The organism is Piscibacillus sp. B03 (assembly GCF_052246295.1).
In the GTDB taxonomy this organism is placed as follows: domain Bacteria; phylum Bacillota; class Bacilli; order Bacillales; family Alkalibacillaceae; genus Piscibacillus.
Map to the genome: position 1 here is coordinate 46,484 of NZ_JBQQCO010000020.1, position 18,010 is coordinate 64,493.

24 protein-coding genes are annotated in these 18,010 nt (G+C 36.1%); 14 read left to right on the plus strand and 10 right to left on the minus strand.

All coding sequences use genetic code 11. From position 1 onward, the window contains the following. Positions 1 to 54 precede the first annotated feature (54 nt). Positions 55 to 912 (plus strand): BsuPI-related putative proteinase inhibitor, encoded by an 858-nt coding sequence (locus ACTWQB_RS13090; RefSeq protein WP_443139644.1) that lies wholly within the window; start codon positions 55 to 57, stop codon positions 910 to 912. A gap of 40 nt (positions 913 to 952) precedes the next feature. Here the strand turns inward: ACTWQB_RS13090 and ACTWQB_RS13095 are convergent, their stop codons facing one another. From ACTWQB_RS13095 to ACTWQB_RS13115, 5 genes are all read right to left on the minus strand, one after another. Continuing rightward, positions 953 to 1,216, minus strand: coding sequence for a NifU N-terminal domain-containing protein (locus ACTWQB_RS13095; protein WP_443139645.1), 264 nt, complete (start codon positions 1,214 to 1,216; stop codon positions 953 to 955). Between the two features lie 74 nt (positions 1,217 to 1,290). After that, a complete protein-coding gene (gene dat / locus ACTWQB_RS13100) occupies positions 1,291 to 2,148 on the minus strand; it encodes a D-amino-acid transaminase (RefSeq protein ID WP_443139646.1) in 858 nt (285 codons plus the stop codon). Between the two features lie 145 nt (positions 2,149 to 2,293). Continuing rightward, positions 2,294 to 2,509, minus strand: a complete 216-nt coding sequence (locus ACTWQB_RS13105; RefSeq protein WP_443139647.1) for a DUF3813 family protein — start codon at positions 2,507 to 2,509, stop codon at positions 2,294 to 2,296. Next, a complete protein-coding gene (locus ACTWQB_RS13110) occupies positions 2,509 to 2,634 on the minus strand; it encodes a hypothetical protein (protein ID WP_443139648.1) in 126 nt (41 codons plus the stop codon). The genes ACTWQB_RS13105 and ACTWQB_RS13110 overlap by 1 nt, the downstream gene beginning before the upstream one ends. 97 nt (positions 2,635 to 2,731) lie before the next feature. Next, on the minus strand, positions 2,732 to 3,568 hold the full coding sequence (locus ACTWQB_RS13115; RefSeq protein ID WP_443139649.1) for a Cof-type HAD-IIB family hydrolase: 837 nt from the start codon (positions 3,566 to 3,568) through the stop codon (positions 2,732 to 2,734). 143 nt (positions 3,569 to 3,711) lie between these two features. Between ACTWQB_RS13115 and ACTWQB_RS13120 the strand changes: the two genes are divergently transcribed. Continuing rightward, positions 3,712 to 4,476 carry an alpha/beta fold hydrolase gene (locus ACTWQB_RS13120; protein ID WP_443139650.1) on the plus strand — a complete coding sequence of 255 codons (765 nt, stop codon included), beginning with the start codon at positions 3,712 to 3,714 and terminating at the stop codon, positions 4,474 to 4,476. A gap of 130 nt (positions 4,477 to 4,606) precedes the next feature. Beyond that, a complete protein-coding gene (locus ACTWQB_RS13125) occupies positions 4,607 to 5,068 on the plus strand; it encodes a flavin reductase family protein (RefSeq protein ID WP_443139651.1) in 462 nt (153 codons plus the stop codon). A gap of 166 nt (positions 5,069 to 5,234) precedes the next feature. Here the strand turns inward: ACTWQB_RS13125 and ACTWQB_RS13130 are convergent, their stop codons facing one another. Then, complete coding sequence (locus ACTWQB_RS13130; RefSeq protein WP_443139652.1) at positions 5,235 to 5,855, minus strand: flavin reductase family protein; 621 nt, start codon at positions 5,853 to 5,855, stop codon at positions 5,235 to 5,237. A 165-nt stretch (positions 5,856 to 6,020) separates the two neighbouring features. Between ACTWQB_RS13130 and ACTWQB_RS13135 the strand changes: the two genes are divergently transcribed. The 4 genes from ACTWQB_RS13135 to ACTWQB_RS13150 all read left to right on the plus strand — a co-directional run bounded on the left by ACTWQB_RS13135 (position 6,021) and on the right by ACTWQB_RS13150 (position 8,718). Next, on the plus strand, positions 6,021 to 6,788 hold the full coding sequence (locus ACTWQB_RS13135) for a dioxygenase family protein (protein ID WP_443139653.1): 768 nt from the start codon (positions 6,021 to 6,023) through the stop codon (positions 6,786 to 6,788). Between the two features lie 184 nt (positions 6,789 to 6,972). Further along, positions 6,973 to 7,443, plus strand: coding sequence for a DUF3237 domain-containing protein (locus ACTWQB_RS13140; protein ID WP_443139654.1), 471 nt, complete (start codon positions 6,973 to 6,975; stop codon positions 7,441 to 7,443). A gap of 3 nt (positions 7,444 to 7,446) precedes the next feature. Further along, the gene (locus ACTWQB_RS13145) at positions 7,447 to 8,325 is read left to right on the plus strand and encodes an alpha/beta hydrolase (protein WP_443139655.1); all 879 of its coding nucleotides are present in this window, start codon (positions 7,447 to 7,449) and stop codon (positions 8,323 to 8,325) included. An 81-nt stretch (positions 8,326 to 8,406) separates the two neighbouring features. Then, on the plus strand, positions 8,407 to 8,718 hold the full coding sequence (locus tag ACTWQB_RS13150; protein ID WP_443139656.1) for a metal-sulfur cluster assembly factor: 312 nt from the start codon (positions 8,407 to 8,409) through the stop codon (positions 8,716 to 8,718). 194 nt (positions 8,719 to 8,912) lie between these two features. Here ACTWQB_RS13150 and ACTWQB_RS13155 read toward each other — a convergent pair whose 3' ends face one another. Next, positions 8,913 to 9,725, minus strand: a complete 813-nt coding sequence (locus tag ACTWQB_RS13155; RefSeq protein WP_443139657.1) for an undecaprenyl-diphosphate phosphatase — start codon at positions 9,723 to 9,725, stop codon at positions 8,913 to 8,915. 74 nt (positions 9,726 to 9,799) lie between these two features. Here ACTWQB_RS13155 and ACTWQB_RS13160 point away from each other — a divergent pair, with 74 nt between their 5' ends. Next, on the plus strand, positions 9,800 to 10,120 hold the full coding sequence (locus ACTWQB_RS13160) for a hypothetical protein (RefSeq protein ID WP_443139658.1): 321 nt from the start codon (positions 9,800 to 9,802) through the stop codon (positions 10,118 to 10,120). Positions 10,121 to 10,167: 47 nt separating this feature from the next. Here the strand turns inward: ACTWQB_RS13160 and ACTWQB_RS13165 are convergent, their stop codons facing one another. Continuing rightward, a complete protein-coding gene (locus ACTWQB_RS13165; protein WP_443139659.1) occupies positions 10,168 to 10,347 on the minus strand; it encodes a YjzD family protein in 180 nt (59 codons plus the stop codon). A 112-nt stretch (positions 10,348 to 10,459) separates the two neighbouring features. On the opposite strand from ACTWQB_RS13165, the gene ACTWQB_RS13170 reads away from it, so the two are divergent. The 4 genes from ACTWQB_RS13170 (at position 10,460) to fabF (ending at position 14,179) form a co-directional block, all read left to right on the plus strand. Further along, on the plus strand, positions 10,460 to 10,867 hold the full coding sequence (locus tag ACTWQB_RS13170) for a hypothetical protein (RefSeq protein WP_443139660.1): 408 nt from the start codon (positions 10,460 to 10,462) through the stop codon (positions 10,865 to 10,867). A gap of 90 nt (positions 10,868 to 10,957) precedes the next feature. Beyond that, positions 10,958 to 11,908: a BMP family ABC transporter substrate-binding protein gene (locus ACTWQB_RS13175; protein WP_443139661.1), complete on the plus strand. Its 951-nt coding sequence runs from the start codon at positions 10,958 to 10,960 to the stop codon at positions 11,906 to 11,908. A gap of 86 nt (positions 11,909 to 11,994) precedes the next feature. After that, positions 11,995 to 12,930: a beta-ketoacyl-ACP synthase III gene (locus tag ACTWQB_RS13180; RefSeq protein ID WP_443139662.1), complete on the plus strand. Its 936-nt coding sequence runs from the start codon at positions 11,995 to 11,997 to the stop codon at positions 12,928 to 12,930. Positions 12,931 to 12,946: 16 nt separating this feature from the next. Then, the gene (gene fabF / locus ACTWQB_RS13185) at positions 12,947 to 14,179 is read left to right on the plus strand and encodes a beta-ketoacyl-ACP synthase II (protein ID WP_443139663.1); all 1,233 of its coding nucleotides are present in this window, start codon (positions 12,947 to 12,949) and stop codon (positions 14,177 to 14,179) included. Between the two features lie 122 nt (positions 14,180 to 14,301). Here fabF and ACTWQB_RS13190 read toward each other — a convergent pair whose 3' ends face one another. After that, a complete protein-coding gene (locus tag ACTWQB_RS13190) occupies positions 14,302 to 15,327 on the minus strand; it encodes an LCP family protein (RefSeq protein WP_443139664.1) in 1,026 nt (341 codons plus the stop codon). A 142-nt stretch (positions 15,328 to 15,469) separates the two neighbouring features. Between ACTWQB_RS13190 and ACTWQB_RS13195 the strand changes: the two genes are divergently transcribed. After that, positions 15,470 to 15,676, plus strand: a complete 207-nt coding sequence (locus tag ACTWQB_RS13195) for a hypothetical protein (protein ID WP_443139665.1) — start codon at positions 15,470 to 15,472, stop codon at positions 15,674 to 15,676. Between the two features lie 73 nt (positions 15,677 to 15,749). After that, positions 15,750 to 16,508 (plus strand): DUF3603 family protein, encoded by a 759-nt coding sequence (locus ACTWQB_RS13200; protein ID WP_443139666.1) that lies wholly within the window; start codon positions 15,750 to 15,752, stop codon positions 16,506 to 16,508. A gap of 42 nt (positions 16,509 to 16,550) precedes the next feature. On the opposite strand, the gene trpS is transcribed toward ACTWQB_RS13200, so the two are convergent. Continuing rightward, entirely contained in the window at positions 16,551 to 17,549 is a 999-nt protein-coding gene (trpS, locus tag ACTWQB_RS13205; protein ID WP_443139667.1) for a tryptophan--tRNA ligase, read from the minus strand. Between the last annotated feature and the right edge of the window lie 461 nt (positions 17,550 to 18,010).

Here is an 18,010-nt window from a genome sequence, read left to right on the forward strand (position 1 = left end):
TTTAACGACTATGTCATCAAGAACTATTCTTGTTTCATATGAGGAGGCATAGAAATGAAAAGGGTCTTACCTTTCGTTTTATTGATCGTTCTAATAGCCTGTGGGACATCACAAGGAAGTAATGGGTCAGAACCGAATGAGGGGGACGAAGAGATGAATGATGATTCTAACCAATCAGAAATGGTTCATGATGAATTAGAATTCACATCTGAAGTTGTACCAAATGAGGAAGAAGTATTATTTAAAATGGCACTTACCAATCATACGGATGAAACTGTTAAGGTTTCGTTTAGTTCGGGTCAAAAGTATGAGATCGTTGTAACAGATGCAGAAACAGGCGAACAAGTGTATAAGTTTTCAGAAGGCATGATGTTTACTCAGGCAATTGAAGAAAAAGAAATTGAACCAGGTGAAGCTTTGAATTGGGAACAAACATGGGATTATAAACAGAATGGTGAAAAGGTTGAGGCCAAAGAGTATAATGTTGAGTTAAGTTTACTTCCAATGACCATCAATGGTGATAAACCAGACAAATCTTTATTCTCTCATCAGCAAACATTTAAAGTACCTAATGGTGAAGGTGCTGAAGAGCAAGCGGAAAATGATGAGAATGATCATTTTCGAAATGTAGCTGTAGAAGGTGAAAGTGGAACATATAAGGTACAAGGTGAAGCAAGAGTCTTTGATGGTTCGTTCCATTACACAGTTGAAGATGGACATAATATATTAATCAATGAACAAACAGTAGAAACACCGGGTGAACCTGGGTGGAACGCATTTGAATTAGAAGTTAGCTTAGGTGATGACGACCTACCTAAGTCAGGTGTTTTGACGCTTGTTTTATATCTTGATGGACCAGACGGTGAAGAGGCTGCGCATCATTTTGTCACATTAGAAAACTTTAACCCATAAAAAAGACCATCTCTCAGTTAAATGAGGGATGGTCTTTTCTTTAATAACCGTACTCTTCAAATACACTTTCAACTTTGGGGATTAATTGTTCCCACTCAGCGTCAAACGTTTTGTTCACTGTAATGAAATTATGATAGCCAAATACGTTATCGACACCTTCCAATTTCATTAAGTCATTTAGGATATCATGTTCACTCGTTTCACCTTGCATGACTGAAATACTGTCATCACCTTCAAAAATAACCTTATCGACAGTGAATTTCATTGCATTTGGGTTAGGAGTCGCTTCTGCGATTACGCTCATTTAAGATCCCTCCCTAATATTTTCTCTACTAATATTAGCACGAATTTTGCCATTTAAAAAGAAATGTGTTGAAATCAGTTTGTATTTGACAGTTGTTCAACATCCTTATGTTTAAAAAATGCATCTAAAAATTTCTGTGCAATTGGACCTGGTTTGCCATTACCAATTTGCACATCATCTATGTTTGTAACGGAGATTACTTCAGATGTAGTAGAGGAGATGAATACTTCATCAGCATGTTTTAACTCTTCAATTGAGTATACTTCTTCTACAATCGGAATTTGTAATTGTTCCGCTAAGTAAAAGATATAGAGCCTTGTAATGCCGTTTAAAATAAAGTGATTTGCTGGATGTGTTTTTACAACACCATCCTTAACGATAAATACATTAGTTGAACTACCCTCTGTTATGTGATCATAGTCACGATAGAAAATGGCCTCTTTTGCTCCAGCATCCAAAGCAGTTTGTTTAGCCATTACGTTTCCAAGAAGGTTAAGGCTTTTAATATCACATCTTAACCAACGAATATCTTCATGTAAGATAGCATTTATCCCTTGCTCCTGAGATTCAGTCGGTCTTGAGACTGGAATAGGATAAGCAATTAAAGTCGGTTTGGTATCGGCAGGAAATGGATGTGATCTTGGAGATGCTCCACGAGATATTTGGAGGTAAATTCCACCCTCTTTAAACTCGTTCATATCCATTAATTTTTGAAGTTGTTCAGCTAGTTTGTGATGACGAATATCATAATCAATCTTAGCTTCTTCGAGACTATAAGTAAGACGTCTTAAATGATCATGCAATAAGAAAAATTCACCATCATAGACGCGAATAACCTCGTATACACCGTCTCCAAATTGGTTAGCACGGTCCTCAATATCAATTAAACATTCAGTGCGATCAACAAAATTTTCATTTAATAAAACAAACAAATCAATCACCCTCTCATTAGCAGTTATAAAAATAGTATATGGAAATAACGCATATGTAAATATAAGTTTTGACTAAAATTGAGATTGTCATAAGACTTTAAAAAAACACCAACTGAGGGGGACTCAGTTGGTGTAAAAGGGAAGGTTATTTTAACTTATTGTTTAATTTTTGCTCAAATTGTTTTAATTCTTGTTGCTCTTCTTGATTGGGTGCGCCTTGTTCATATGCTGATTGAATACTTTGTTGAACACTTCGAATGGATTCTTCTTCACTTTCTTGGTGATTTTGACGACCTTGTTTTACTTTACCTGTCATCTTTTGCATCGTTTGTTTAGCTTGCTGAAGAAAGTTGTTATCCATTAGAATCCTCCTCGTGTATGACGATCGGCTTCTGCTTTTTTACGTGCTTTATCTGTAAATTTTTCTTGGTTGATTGAAGCTGTTTTATTTTTTCTTTTTCGTTTGTAGATCGGTTGCGATTTCAAATAAAATCCTCCCATCTCTAACTAAAAGAAAAACCTGAACACAGTCGTTAACCGTGTTCAGGTATATTTTGTGCAATATGAAGGAAAATATAAATAGTTAATCTTGGCTTAAAATTGGTGCTGAAATGTTTAAATATTCTTCAATAAACTGGGCAACACCATCTTGATGGTTGGTTAACGTTGTTTCTTTAGCTAAAGTTTTTAATTCATCGATTCCATTACCCATTGCTACGCCAACACCAGCATATTCAATCATCTCAAGGTCATTATCTTCATCACCAAAAGCAATGATTCGTTGTTGAGGAATTCCATATTCATCTGCAACCTTTTTAACACCAATTGCTTTGTGAAGGCCAGAACGGATAATTTCGATAACATGGAATGGTGCGCCCCATTTACGATGGTCGATGACTGAAGCATGATTTTCGTTTAATATTTGGCGTATCGGTTGAACGCCTTCTTCGAAAGGGTGTACAAGTAATGAAGAAGGATCACCTGTTAACGTCTCTTTTAAATTACCTATTTTGGCTGGTTTTTCTAAGCCATCTAAGAAAAATTGATTAAAAATATGTTCTGTTTGTTCATTTATAAACACTTGATCCATAATCTCAGCCATAATATTTTGAACACCTATTTGAGTTGAATGATCAACAATATCTAGTGCGACATCCTTTGGTAAAGGTGTATGCATGTGGTCCCAACTTTGATTTAATGGGTGATGTATATAAGCACCATTCATATTGACAATAGGTGTATCTAAGCCTAATTGTTGGTAAAATTGTTTACTTACACGAAAAGGTCTCCCTGTTGCAATCATAACAACGTGTCCTTGTTCTTTAGCCGTTTTTAGTGTTTGTATTGTTCGTTTAGAAATAATTTTATCGTCGTTTAAAAGTGTTCCGTCTAAATCTAATGCGATTAGATGTTTCTCCATAGTTTCACCTCATATTCTCCCCTGTAAATATCTAATTAAATTATTTTATCATATTTTATGCATAATGTGAACGTTCCTAGCGTTTGAAAGGCGAACTTCAATCATATATTATAGTAGTAAAATGATTGAGAGGGGACCAACGCATGATTGTCATCGATAAATATGAAGTTAAAGATATACCAGTACTCGAAGTTGTAGATGATCAAAATATAAATGACTCACTTCCATTAATGATTTATTTTCATGGATTTACGAGCTCAAAAGAGCAAGATCTCCCACAAGCTTACTTAATGGCAGAACAAGGCTATCGTGTCCTGTTACCAGATAGTATGCATCATGGTGAACGTCAAAAGGAAACTGACCCTAATAAAATCCAAAGTGATTTTTGGAAAATTGTGGTCCAGAATTTAGAAGATTTAAATCAATTATATTTATATATTAAAGAGCATGAACTAGCTTTAGATGACCGTATTGGTATAGCTGGTACTAGTATGGGAGGTATTACTGTGTCGGCCGCTTTAACACGGTTCCAATGGATTAAAGCAGCTGGAATTATGATGGGATCAGCAAGAATTGGGGAAATGGCAAGTTATCTATTAGAAAGCATCCGAAAGCAAGGAATTAAAATACAACTATCTCAAGATGAAATTGATCAGCAACTGGATTCATTAAAACCAATTGATTTATCACATCAACTTGATAAGCTTGCAAATCGACCAATATTTATTTGGCATGGTGAAAATGATCAGGTGGTCCCGTATCAACATACAATCTCCTTTGTAGAACAACTAAAAACAAATGGATATCCTAGTGACAGGCTTCAGTTTATTTCTGAACCAAACCGTGACCATAAAGTAAGTCGTGAAGCGAAGTATGCTTTAACGAATTTCTTCGTTAAAAATTTATAAACTTAAAACTAAAATCTACTATATCCATCTGTTTGAACGCACGATTTTATAGCATTTCACATATTTTCTAGTAATGATAATCCGTTTTCATTGATAGAATGTGTTAAGAGTATTAAAAGGGGGGAACTGATTGGATATTCGAGAACTTCGTAACTGTTTAGGTCGATTTGCTACAGGTGTCACCGTTGTAACCTGTAATGATGGTGGTCACTGTCACGGGCTAACGGCCAATTCATTTACGTCTGTCTCACTTGATCCACCATTAGTTTTAGTATCTATTGATCGAGAGACAAAGGCGTTTGATAAATTGAAAGATAATCGTTTTATTGTCAATATATTATCGGCAGATCAACAAGAGACTGCCATGCACTTTGCAGGGAAGACGTGTGAAGAGCTTCCGTTTGAGTGGAATGAAACGGAGTATGGACACAGAATTAAAGGGTCATTAGCTTATGTAGAATGTGAGCCGTGGGCTGAGTATGATGGTGGTGACCATGTCTTATTTTTAGGTAAAGTTGTGAATTTTGATTATCAAGATGGTGAGCCGCTTGGATTCTACAGCGGTAAATTTTCAAAAATTGTCCAGGAATAACAAAAGGGCTATCCAAAGTCTAAATGACTGAGGGTAGCCTTTTTTAAATTCTAAAATATAGCTTTGCGAGACTTTGACACAAGATAGCGAAACCTTGCCCCAGATTGGCGAAACTTCCTCATTGGTTAACAATCAAATCTTATAATATAGCCGCGCATGCTTAGTTTTACTCACCTTTAGTTGGGCGTTCAAGGAAAATGGTCTCACTTAATTTAGCATAGTTTGGTCCAGCTAACCTAGCAATAGGATCTAATTGGTCAGCTAAAATTCGTCCATTATCATAGATTTGTTCATCTATATGGTATTTAACTACCTTGCCAATGAATAGGTCGTTTTGACACTTTCCATCTTCTTCTAAAGGTATATGTTGGAATAACTGACACTCTAATCTAATTTTTGCCTCTTTTACTCCTGGAACAGCTATATCCGTACTTTCGATAGGAGTGAATCCGACTCGTTCAACTTCACTTACATCATCTCCATATGGAGCCGACGTTTGATTCATTTTCTCTAATAGATCCGTATCTAGTATATGAACAACGAATTGTTTCTGTTGCAAGATATTTCGCCCGGTATGCTTCTTAATTTCTCCTTTAATTCTTCCGACTGATAAAACAATCAAAGGTGGCGTCCCGGCTACCATATTAAAAAAGCTAAATGGTGCTGCGTTCAGTATCCCTTCCTCATTCAATGATGTGACAAAAGCGATTGGACGTGGAATAACGCTACCACTTAATAGTTTGTAGTTATCTTTTGAGCTCAAATCTTTTGGGTTAATAGATTTCACGATTATTCACCTCTTTATTATTGAATACGTTGTCATTCCATTTTGAAAATATTCATATTAATAGATTCTATTAATAAATATAGTAACAGAATACATTAGTGTTTACTAACTCTTAAATGGAACCAAACAGTAGTCGCAATAAGAAAGTTAAGGAGGAGATTAATTATGAAAAAAACTGAAACAAACAGCCGTGTTAATAATGTATATGGTTTGTTTTATAAACACTTACAGAACTTTTTAAATGATATCACTCCTAATCATGAAGAATATAAGGGATTTGTAAAGTGGGTAGATCGTTTAGGGCGTACAGGTGAATTATCGCTTTTTATGGATACGTTCATTGAATCAGCAGTATTAAAAAACATTTATGCAGACAAACCAGGCACAGCACCCTCATTGTTAGGACCTTATTATGTGGAGGGGGCACCAATCTTAACAAAACCTTATAAGTTACCAATGCGTCAGAGTGAGAGAGGTGAAAAACTAATATTTTCAGGGACTGTTAAAGACGTTGATGGTAACCCTTTAGCTAAAGCGTTGGTTGATATGTGGCAAGTTGATGCTGATGGATACTATTCTTCGTTTGAGTCAGATGCCCCACCGTACAACTTAAGAGGAAGGTTCTATACGGATGAGAATGGATATTTTGAAGTGGAAACGATCGTACCAGTTCCTTATCGGATTGCAACTGGTGGGCCGATTGGGGAGTTTCTAGGGATGATTGATCAGCAACCTTACCGCCCAGCACATATACAATTTATGTTTAAGCGAAAAGGGTATGAAACATTAATTACTCAAGTGTTCTTTGAAGGTGATGAATGGCTTGAGGATGATGTGGCAGATGGTGTTCGTTCAACTTTAGTAACGAAACTACATGATAGAAGTGATTTTAAAGAAGCTTCATTGGATTTTGTCATGAGGTACGCTACGTAAATTTTTAAGGCATCGCATTTTGGAAGAAAAGCAACCTATATCAACATAGATAAAATTCATAAATTAGGCAAAAGACTTCATACAATTAAAGTAGAAGCGGTTGCATATTAGCCTGAAAGCATCTACATGTTAATTATAACTAATCGAAACAAATTTAGTTAAAATGCAGTAAGGAGGAGGCGACTTGGAACATTACGATGTACCAGTAATGACATTTTTATTTGATTTGGAGCTTACAGTTGACCAACCTTATCATTTAGGTGTTACGCCTAAAGGGAATAGACGAATTATTCATGTGAAAGACGGGTATTTTAGAGGCTCTTTATTAAATGGTACTGTCATTCCAGGAGGCGATGATTGGGTGACGGTATTAGGCGATGGTACCATTGTGCAGGATGCTAGAATATTACTGAAATCCTATGATGGTGCACTTATCGCTATGACATATAGAGGAATTAGAACAGGAAATAGCGATGTGTTAAAACAATTAGAACGTAACGAGGAAGTTCATTTAGATGAATATTATTTTACGACACAACCAGTGTTTGAAACGTCCTCAAATAAGTACGACTGGTTAAACAAGAGGATCTTTGTTGCCCAAGGGAGAAGGTTACCGGGGAAAGTTAATTACTCTATATATACGGTTGGTGAGTAATCTATGCTAAAGATGTGGCGTAAGAAGACTTTAACAAATGGCCGTCAATTGTTCATTCATGAAACGCCGGGGGAAAAAGGTACCATCATTGGCGTACACGGTTTGACAGGAAATCATATGCAGTTGGGACATTTTCAAAAAGCGTTCGAAAAACAATATCGAATGATTACGTATGATTTAAGAGGTAGAGGTAAAAGTTCTGAAGCGGATTCAAATACTAGTATAGATCAACATGTAAAAGACCTTGTAGAATTAATTAAGTTGTTAAAGGTTAAGCGACCTATTTTAATGGGGTACTCCATGGGCGCTTATATTTGTCTGAAGACAGCGGCATTAGTCAATGATGTAGAAGCCCTTATTTTGTTAGATGGAGCGGGAGAAGCAGATGAAGGACAAAAGGAGCTAGTTTTACCCTCGTTAGTTCGTCTAAAGAATAAATATATCTCTCGAATTGATTACATAAATCAGACGAGAGAAACCTTCGAAAAGTTCGGAATCAGATGGTCTGAGCATATGAATCGGGTTGTGAATTATGATGTAGAAAAAGTTGGCCATCATTGGGAACACAAATCAAACGCAGAATTAATCAAAAAAGACTATATGAGTTTTTTTGATTTTAAAGTAGAAGATTATGCTGAGAGCGTTAACTGTCCCGTATTACTTGTTCAAGCCATTAGACCTGTGGGAAGGCGAACACTTTTTTATGAGTTTCAGTATGAAAAACTAGAAAAGTTAATCAAAAACATAGAGACCATTAAAACTAAGGCAAACCATGTAAGCTTAGTTTTTAATAAACAAGTTGAACTGGAGTGGAAGGTGCTAAATTTCTTGAGTCGTGTGTTAGAAGTTAAAGAAAGTGAAGAAACTTATAGTCAAAAGTAATTGGTTTGTGTTCATTGTCCTTTAAAAATAATACAAAACATGTTTATAATAGAGTAGAGAATGTTTAAGGAGGACTGACAAATGGATAAAGCGTTAGAAGAAAACCTGTGGGGAGCGCTTGAGAATGTAATTGACCCAGAACTTGGCATAGATATTGTCAATCTCGGTTTAGTATATGGCGTTGATTTAGATGATGAAGGAACAGCTACAGTGACAATGACTTTAACAGCAATGGGGTGCCCTCTTGCTGGTACGATTGAGCAAGACGTTAAACGTGCACTTTCTGATCTACCTGAAGTAGACAGTACTGAAGTTAATATTGTATGGAATCCACCATGGACAAAAGAACGTATGTCACGTTATGCGAAAATTGCACTTGGAATTCCAGATTAATAAATACATTTTTAAGATGACCCGAAGATATAGGGTCATCTTTTACTTTGTACAATCAACATAATTGAGACTGCGTAAAGCGAAGCAATTTGATGCTGTTAAAAATAGAACCCGAATGTTAGGTTTAACTTAGACTCTAACATTCGGGCTTTTTAGGTTGCGATATATTTTGTCCCAGCCTCAATATTTAAGCCTTAGAATAATAAAAACACAACCGCACCTACGATGAAGCAATAAAAGGCAAAGTATTTAAGGTTTCCTGATTTCATAATGTCAATAAACCAAATCAGAGCGAAATATGAAGCTACAACTGCTCCAATTAATGCAACTAATAATAAAATCATTTGACCTGAAAATGCTTCATTTCCTGCAATGTCATTCAGCGAGAAAATCATAGTACCAACACTTACTGGAATATACATTAAGAAAGAGAATCTCAACGCTGCTGATCGATTAAATCCGACTAACATAGCTCCAACAATAGTAGCACCAGATCGACTAATACCAGGGATTAATGCAATTGATTGTGCAATACCTACAATAATGGCATCTTTAATTGTGATCTCATCATCTGTCTTAAACCCTTTTAAATTACGAATTATCCATAAAGCAATCCCAGTCATAATTAGTGTTATTCCAACTATCTTTACTTGATTACCTAGCACACTATCGATGTGACTTTCAATTAATACCCCTAGTAGACCTGCAGGAATAGTAGCAATTCCTAACAATAAAATGTAATTAAATTCCGAACGATAAGTCTGTTCGCGAGTTTGGATAAATTTTAACCCATTTGTAATCAATCTTGCTAAATCTTTGCGAAAAACGATTAACACAGCAATTAGAGATCCAAAATTAATGAAACCCTCAAATGTAATAGGGAGATCGATTTCCATTAAGTGTCTCACAATCATTAGGTGACCACTTGAAGAAATTGGGATGGGCTCTGTAAAACCTTGAAAGAGACCTAAAAATAAATATTTAAGTATTTCAATTAATTCTTCCATATTAAACCTCCTATATTGTGCACATAACCTAGTATTTTTGAATAAGTTAATCTTGAAAAGGGAGGTAAGATTCTGTGAATACTTATTCAAAGGATCATATGTATAATTTATGTAAGAATCACTTGAAACAGTACGTGTTAGTTGAGACAACTCAAGGCGAGCAACTTCAAGGTGTGATCGTCGATATGGATGACGAGAATGTTTATCTTGTAACACCTGTGATGCAAGAGCCGCATCGCAACCCGTATGGATATAGCCCAGGTTATGGTTATCCATTTTACGGCCCAGGTTTTGGATACAACTACGGTTATCCGTATTCACCTAATATTGGGTTAAGACGATTAATACTACCATTGACTGCTATCGCGGCGTTAAGTCTTGTGCCTTGGTACTAAAAAAAGAGATTGACTCAACGCCATGTGTTTTGAGTCAACCTCTTTTATTACTGCGACGAGTCGTCCTTAATGACTCCTTCACCAAGAACCACAGAGGATAGAGTGAAGAGTACTGTTAATACGATTGCTAATGGGAAGCTAAATGTGCTGCCTGTCATACTTGTAATGACATAAACAACCATTAAGCTTAATAAGAAACCCCAAATGACTGTCCAAATTAAACGCATAGTATGTCACCTCATTTTCTATACATTCCAAATTACAGTTTACCAAAGGTTTAGTAAAAAATAAATAAAGAATATGTGAAGTTTTTATGCATTCCTATAAAAGGTGGAATAAATGATGAATGTACTTATTAAAGGTTGTTTTGAAAAGGTTGCTTATCACCTCATTTACGAATTGGTAGATCAAGAGTTTGAGGTCTATGGTATAGATGATTTAGAAGACGATGATAAATTTGAAAAGTATGCTATGGTTGGTCGTCATGCCTCTTTTCATCTTGAAGAAGAGGAAAGCGAACGTAACCAATTTGATTTTGAATATGATTTTACAAACGAAAGAGCGTTATGCACTTTTTTTGATCGTCAAAAAAATGTACTAACAATCTATATAGATAACCAGAGAGATGAACAACTAACGGACGTTAAAGTTGCTTCATGGCTAGCAACTCTCCCAACTTATACATTTTTACCAAAGAAGGTTTGCCTTAATGGGGAGAATGAAGATGGAATTCATTTTGTAAAATAAACGTAAAAATTCAAACGATATAGTTGCTATGTCGTCTGAAAAGTTACAAAATATAAGTAGAACTTTAAAAATTGAATCGGAGTGCTCGTTTTGAAACAATCGTTATTGGTCTTAATCTTGTTGATGACTATTTTGATGACTAGTTGTGGACAAGTATTAAATAAAGGACAATTAAATAATGTGGGCTTACTATTAGATGGGACCATTCACGATGAAACATGGGGGAAAGGGGCATATCTAGGTGCCTTAGAAATTAAAGATGAACATAATATAAGTGTACTTACACGAGAAAGTGTAACGACTTCCCGTGAAACGGAAGAGCATGTTAAAGATATGAAACGTCAAGGTGTTAATTTAGTATTTGGTCATGGCTCTGATTTTGGAAAGCACTTTTCAAGTATTAATGAATACTATCCAGAAATTCAATTTGTCTATTTTAACGGTAATACTTTTGATCAAAACATTACGAGTATCCACTTTGATGGCTATGAGATGGGGTATTTTGCGGGTGTGTTATCAGCTAAAGTGACTGATACCAATCAAATAGGAGTCATATCAGCTTTTCAAAATCAACCTGAAGTTCAAGGCTTTTATGAAGGCGTTAAAAATACCAATCCAAACATAAAAGTACATTTAAGGTCTGTTTTTGACTGGTATGATCAACAGAGGGCCATGCTCTTATTCAATGATTTGTTGGAAGAAGATATCGATATTGTCTATCCTGCGGGGGATGGTTTTAATATCCCAATCATATTAGAAGCTAAAAAACATGACATTTACTCAATTGGTTACGTTAATGATCAGTATGAGGTAGCGCCAGATTCTGTACTATCAAGCACGGTTCAAGACCTAGAAAAAGTTTATGCAAATGTAGCTAATCAATATAATCAAGGAGAATTACCCTCAGGCGTCATTCATTATGGATTTGATAATGAATACATATATTTAGGAGAATACGGTGATGCTGTGGATGAACAGGTAAGAGAAGAAGTAGACTCACTAATTGAAGAGTATATAGAAACCGGAAGATTGCACAAATAGACTTTTCTTTCGGTCTTTTTTTTGATAAAATTATAACCAGGTCATAATATATGATTATAATAGTATGTAATGAGGAGATGACCAAAATGAATGCAGGTATTTTAGGTACTGGACATTATGTCCCAGAACGTGTTTTGACTAATAAGGATTTAGAGAAAATTGTAGATACTTCAGATGAATGGATTCAGACTCGTACAGGAATTGAAGAACGTCGTATTGCACCTGAGGAGATTGATACTTCAGATATGGCATATGAAGCTGCACTATCAGCAATGGAGAATGCAGGTGTAACAGGTGAGGACCTTGATATGATTCTCGTGGCAACCGTTACGCCAGATATGGGATTTCCTTCTGTAGCTTGTCAAATCCAAGAACGACTTGGCGCATTCAAAGCGTCTGCAATGGACTTAAGTGCAGCGTGTGCAGGTTTCATGTATGGCATGATTACTGCTAAACAATTTATAGAAACTAACACTTATAAGAATATATTAGTAGTTGGTGTAGAAAAATTATCTAAGATTACAGATTGGACAGATCGAAATACGAGCGTGTTATTTGGTGACGGTGCGGGGGCTGCTGTCATTGGCCCAGTATCAGACGGGAAAGGAATTTTATCGTTTGAATTAGGAGCTGACGGAAGAGGTATTCCTCATTTGCATCAAGATGGCGATTATATTCATATGAACGGACGTGAGGTCTTTAAGTTTGCGGTAAGACAAATGGGAGATTCAGCATTGAATGTAGTTGAGAAAGTTGGACTTACTAAAGATGATGTAGATTATTTAATACCTCACCAAGCTAATATTCGTATTATGGAAGCTGCACGCGAAAAGTTAGAGATACCAATTGAAAAAATGTCGAAATCAGTTCATAAATATGGAAATACATCTGCAGCTTCTATACCAATTGCATTGTCTGAAGATGTAAAAGCGGGTAAGATTAAAGAGGATGAACTTGTCGTATTAGTAGGATTCGGTGGAGGACTAACATGGGGCGCCGTTGCCTTGCGTTGGGGAAAATAAGAGGAGGTTAGAAGAGATGACGAAAAGAAGAGTAGTCGTAACAGGTTTAGGAGTAGTATCTCCTGCTGGAAATGACATTGAAACAATGTGGAACAACATTACGTCTGGTAATGTTGGTATAGGTGAATTGACTAAATTAAACTCTGATGATTTCTCAGTTAAAATTGCTGGGGAAGTAAGAGACTTTGATCCGAAAGAGCACATGGAAAAACGTGAAGCACGTAAGATGGATTTATTCACACAATATGCAGTGGCAGCTTCCAAAATGGCATTAGCTAATTCAGGTCTTGAAATAACAGAAGAAAATGCTGATCGAGTAGGTGTTTGGATTGGTTCAGGAATCGGAGGCATGACCACATATGAAGAAAGCTTCCGAAAGTATTTGGATAAAGGAAGAGTTAGTCCGTTTTTTATTCCAATGATTATTCCAGACATGGCTTCAGGCCAAGTGTCTATTATCTTAGGAGCTAAAGGTATTAACTCATGCTCAGTCACTGCTTGTGCATCAGGTACTAATTCAATTGGTGATGCATTTAAAGTAATAGAGCGTGGAGATGCAGATGCTATGATTACAGGAGGAGCAGAGGCGCCATTTAACCATATGTCTCTTGCTGGATTCTCATCAATGGGAGCATTATCAACTAACAGTGATGCAAAATCAGCGAGTCGTCCATTTGATAAAAATCGTGACGGATTTGTGATGGGTGAAGGGTCAGGCGTATTAGTATTAGAATCTCTTGAATCTGCGCAAAAACGTGGAGCTCAAATCTATGCTGAAATTGTAGGGTATGGCTCAACTGGCGATGCTTATCATATTACAGCACCCGCACCAGAGGGTGAAGGTGCTGCACGTGCGATGCAACAAGCACTTGATGATGCTGAAGTGAATATTGAAGATATGGATTATATTAATGCACATGGAACAAGTACTGAATTAAATGATAAGTTTGAGACGAACGCAGTTAAGACGGTCTTTAAAGATCACGCGTACAACTTGGCGATGAGTTCAACAAAATCTATGACGGGCCACTTATTAGGTGCAGCTGGTGGTGTCGAAGCTATAATTACGGTATTAAGTCTACAAAACAACATTATGCCTCCAACTGTTAATTATGAAACACCTGATGAAGAATGTGACTTAGATTACGTACCAAATGAAGCTCGTGAAAAAGAGTTACATGTTGCTATGTCTAATTCATTAGGATTTGGTGGACATAATGCATCACTAGTATTTAAGAAATATGAATAATTTATTTGAATAAAGGGATGCCCCTTAGAGTTAAGTAAAACACTCTATACGGGGTATCTTTTTTAAATATAAAAAGACGTTACCAGCCTATTCATAAACTGGTAACGCCTAATATTTTGTCCTTAAGATTCGTCAACCTGATCTTCTTCAGACTCATTGATTTGAGTATAATCTTCAGTTTTAGGTTGACTAGTAAAGAATTCATTTAAAGCATTTTTATTCTCTTCTAAATCAATTTCTAATACAGAACCTGCATGATCGTATGTTCTGTTTGACCATGTGTCGTCCATTGGAATACGCAAGGTCTCAATTTCATCAGGAGTATTTAAGAAGAACTCTGAAGCAACAGAAAGCACCTTACTCGTTTCCATGTTTGTATCAATATACGGTTGCAATGTTCCAATTGCTCTTGGTAACTTCATGAGGCTTGTAAAGGATAGAACTTCATCTTTTAAAGCGCTCATTACTTGTTGCTGTCTTCTAACTCGCCCAAAATCATTCTCAGAGTCACTACGGAAGCGAGCATAATCTAGTAATTCAGAACCATTTAATTTTTGAACGCCTGGATATAAATCTATATCGACATCGGTAGCTGAGTAACGCATTCTTTTCTCAACATTAATTTCTACACCATCTGAAGCTACTGTATCAACAATGCTCTCGAATCCTTTAAAATTAACTATGGCATAGTAGTTAAGATCGATATCAAAGTTTTCCTTGATGGTTTTTCTAAGTAATTCAGGTCCTCCACTTGAGTAAGCTGAGTTAATTTTGTTGTAACCATGTTCTGGTATTTGAACGTACGTATCTCTCATAATTGATACTAATTTTGCGCGGTCATGTTTAACATCATATTGACCAATCATAATCGTATCTGTGCGAGATGTCCCGTATTTATCAAGGTCTTCACCTAGTAATAAGACATTAATGACATCTTCATCTAATTCTTCAGCGCCATTAAACTCATCTTCATATTCACTGTTGTTTGTATGATCTCCCATTGCTCTTTCAGCAGCGTTTTTGCCTGCTTGATACTCATAAATGAAAAAAGCAGCAACACTGATGATTGCAAGAACTATAATTGAAAGAACAGTTTTTCTCCGTCTTTTTCGTTTTATACGTTTTCTCTCTTTTCTTCTACTTACCATCGTGTTCCCCTCTCTATCGTATACCACCAAATTCCAATGTACACTTAAATTTTATATAAGTAAAGATAGATTCTGTTAAATATTTTTTACATCTTAACATATACATTTATTAAGATGAAGGACAAGCCTGGAGGTTGTGATTATGTTGCCACTTATTCTTTTCTTAATTGGTTTTGGTTTTACTTGTGTTGGTGGTGTTTCAATTATCGGTTATCTTAATTATTTACCTGCAGGTATGAGTACATACGATTTTCTTATATTTATATATCATCGGCCTGAATGCTATATGCTTCCTGGTGGGCTTTTTTTAATTTTTATTGCTATGTATATTAACCCTTTTGATTCATAAAATTTAAGAATAAAAAAAAGTCACTTGGTCATAATGAGCATAAATGGAGGATTATGAAAAGTGAGGGATTATGATGTTATATGTACATGATATTTGGGTGAATTGGTTTGAAGGTGAAGAGAATGGCTATAACGTCTGTCAATTTCATGAATGGCGAAAAGATGACTCAATTGAACTTTTAGACCAGATTCCAGTAGTCCTTGTAGAAGAAGATCTATATGGCTACATAGAAAACAATATGCAGGACATCCCGAAGCCATTGTTAGAACAAGTTTATCAACGCGCTTACTTGAAAAAACATCATAAGAGAACCCCCCTAGATTATGCGTTTGTTGTGACGGATGGTGCCCATGCGATTGTTGTAGATACGTTAGGCTATGAAATTCCGGTTAGAAAGAGTAGGTTAATCCCGCGTCAGGAAAGGTTAGTTTTAGATTTAGTGAAGCAAAAGGAGCCCTTAACTTATTCATTTAAAAGACCCAACAGACAAAAAGAGCATCATTTATTATCTTTAGAGCCGATTTTTATGGTTGGCTTAACAAGGAAAGAAAGACAGTTAAAGCATCTCTTAATGCTCATGGTTGATCAACTGAACCAAAGTAAAAGAATTGATGAACTCAGGTATTGGTTAACGGAGTGGAAGCCGGAGTGGTACCCACAAATTCAAGGAATGACATTTGATGAAGGGTATGAACTACTGTTGTCTGAGATTAAAGTTGGTTGGAGTTCAAAGCATGAAGAACTTTGTGAGAAGATGGCAAAAGGCCAGCCATTCTTTGAAAGATTATGGGAGATGGAACAGCGTAAGAAAAACGTGTTAAAAGGTTCATAAAATGAAAAAGGCACCCTTTTTGTGGGGTGCCTTTCATATTTGCTACCTTTTAAGATGTACACGTCCAATACCCATGGCTTTTTTGGCTTTTTTTAGCATTTTAGAAGCCGTAAAGTCTGCCTTTTCGCGTCCACGGTCTAAGATTTCATCTAATTCTTCTGATTCATACAATTCATAATACCGATCTTGAATTGTAGAGATCTTTTCTGAAACGATTTGAGCTAAGTCTGTTTTAAAGTCTCCATAACCTTTACCTTCATAATCACTAACTATTTCATCTACGGATTTTTCAGTGAATCCAGCATAGATATTTAAAAGGTTTGTGATTCCTGGTTTATTTTCTTTATCATACTCGATGATCCCTTCTGAGTCTGTTACGGCACTTTTAATTTTCTTTTTAATTTGTTTAGGTTCATCTAATAAGAAAATAGTTGCTTTATGGTTCTCATCTGATTTACTCATTTTCTTTGTTGGGTTTTGTAACGACATTACACGTGCGCCGACTTTTTGTATCTTTATATCTGGAATATTAAAAATGTCATTATAACGTTTGTTAAATCGCTCAGCTAAATTACGAGTTAATTCGATATGTTGCTTTTGATCATCACCAACAGGTACGATATCTGTTCCGTATAACAAGATATCAGCAGCCATTAAAGGTGGATAGGTTAAAAGGCCTGCTGTTACCGATTCTTTTCCTTCTGATTTGTCTTTATATTGCGTCATTCGCTCTAACTCTCCAACCGTTGCAACACACTGTAGCATCCAAGCTAATTCCGCGTGCGCTGGTACCTCCGATTGAATAAATAGTGTTGATTTTTCTGGATCAATTCCACAAGCCAGATACATAGCTGCTAATGAACGAGTTTGATCACGAAGCTTTAAGCGATCTTGAGGAACGGTTATCGCATGGTAATCAACAATACAAAAATAGCTGTTGTATTCATCTTGTAGTTCTGGAAATTGTTTCATAGCTCCTAAATAGTTTCCGATTGTGAGAGTACCAGAAGGTTGGATTCCTGAAAAAATTGTTTGACTCATATTAATTAGCTCCTTTCAAAGAATAACAAAAAAAGTCCCATCCATCCCTATATTTAGGGACGAATGGAACCGCGGTGCCACCCTAATTACCATAAAAGGTCACTTCATTCATGCAATATATCGGTTGCGAGCCGAACAAACTCCGAAGGTCCAATTTCTGACTCTACATACTTGCCTGTTCCCACTATCCAGACTCACTGTTAAGAGAGGTAGAGACATACTACACCTTCATCTTCGTTTATTTAATGATTCATTGTTTAATTTATGGATAAAACCTCTTCTAAAAATAAAATATATCGTATCTGAATAAAGATTTCAACTGGTAATCATCGATAGTTTGTGTCAAGATTTTCTCGATGTAGTTTTTATACCGGTATTTTCGGCACTCTATTTTTGTACACTTTTTGGCTACCGCGCTATCGCTTGCTGGCCCTAACATCATTGTTACGTTCTAACGAACC

Bases quoted from the DNA above. Each gene is read 5' to 3' on its own strand.
- ACTWQB_RS13170 (WP_443139660.1), top strand. From the start codon at position 10,460: ATGATGAATGTACTTATTAAAGGTTGTTTTGAAAAGGTTGCTTATCAC.
- ACTWQB_RS13090 (WP_443139644.1), top strand. From the start codon at position 55: ATGAAAAGGGTCTTACCTTTCGTTTTATTGATCGTTCTAATAGCCTGT.
- fabF (WP_443139663.1), top strand. From the start codon at position 12,947: ATGACGAAAAGAAGAGTAGTCGTAACAGGTTTAGGAGTAGTATCTCCT.
- ACTWQB_RS13095 (WP_443139645.1), bottom strand. From the start codon at position 1,216: ATGAGCGTAATCGCAGAAGCGACTCCTAACCCAAATGCAATGAAATTC.
- ACTWQB_RS13200 (WP_443139666.1), top strand. From the start codon at position 15,750: ATGTTATATGTACATGATATTTGGGTGAATTGGTTTGAAGGTGAAGAG.
- ACTWQB_RS13120 (WP_443139650.1), top strand. From the start codon at position 3,712: ATGATTGTCATCGATAAATATGAAGTTAAAGATATACCAGTACTCGAA.
- ACTWQB_RS13115 (WP_443139649.1), bottom strand. From the start codon at position 3,568: ATGGAGAAACATCTAATCGCATTAGATTTAGACGGAACACTTTTAAAC.
- ACTWQB_RS13195 (WP_443139665.1), top strand. From the start codon at position 15,470: ATGTTGCCACTTATTCTTTTCTTAATTGGTTTTGGTTTTACTTGTGTT.
- ACTWQB_RS13190 (WP_443139664.1), bottom strand. From the start codon at position 15,327: ATGGTAAGTAGAAGAAAAGAGAGAAAACGTATAAAACGAAAAAGACGG.
- ACTWQB_RS13165 (WP_443139659.1), bottom strand. From the start codon at position 10,347: ATGCGTTTAATTTGGACAGTCATTTGGGGTTTCTTATTAAGCTTAATG.
- ACTWQB_RS13135 (WP_443139653.1), top strand. From the start codon at position 6,021: ATGAAAAAAACTGAAACAAACAGCCGTGTTAATAATGTATATGGTTTG.
- ACTWQB_RS13145 (WP_443139655.1), top strand. From the start codon at position 7,447: ATGCTAAAGATGTGGCGTAAGAAGACTTTAACAAATGGCCGTCAATTG.
- ACTWQB_RS13155 (WP_443139657.1), bottom strand. From the start codon at position 9,725: ATGGAAGAATTAATTGAAATACTTAAATATTTATTTTTAGGTCTCTTT.
- ACTWQB_RS13180 (WP_443139662.1), top strand. From the start codon at position 11,995: ATGAATGCAGGTATTTTAGGTACTGGACATTATGTCCCAGAACGTGTT.
- ACTWQB_RS13150 (WP_443139656.1), top strand. From the start codon at position 8,407: ATGGATAAAGCGTTAGAAGAAAACCTGTGGGGAGCGCTTGAGAATGTA.
- ACTWQB_RS13105 (WP_443139647.1), bottom strand. From the start codon at position 2,509: ATGGATAACAACTTTCTTCAGCAAGCTAAACAAACGATGCAAAAGATG.
- trpS (WP_443139667.1), bottom strand. From the start codon at position 17,549: ATGAGTCAAACAATTTTTTCAGGAATCCAACCTTCTGGTACTCTCACA.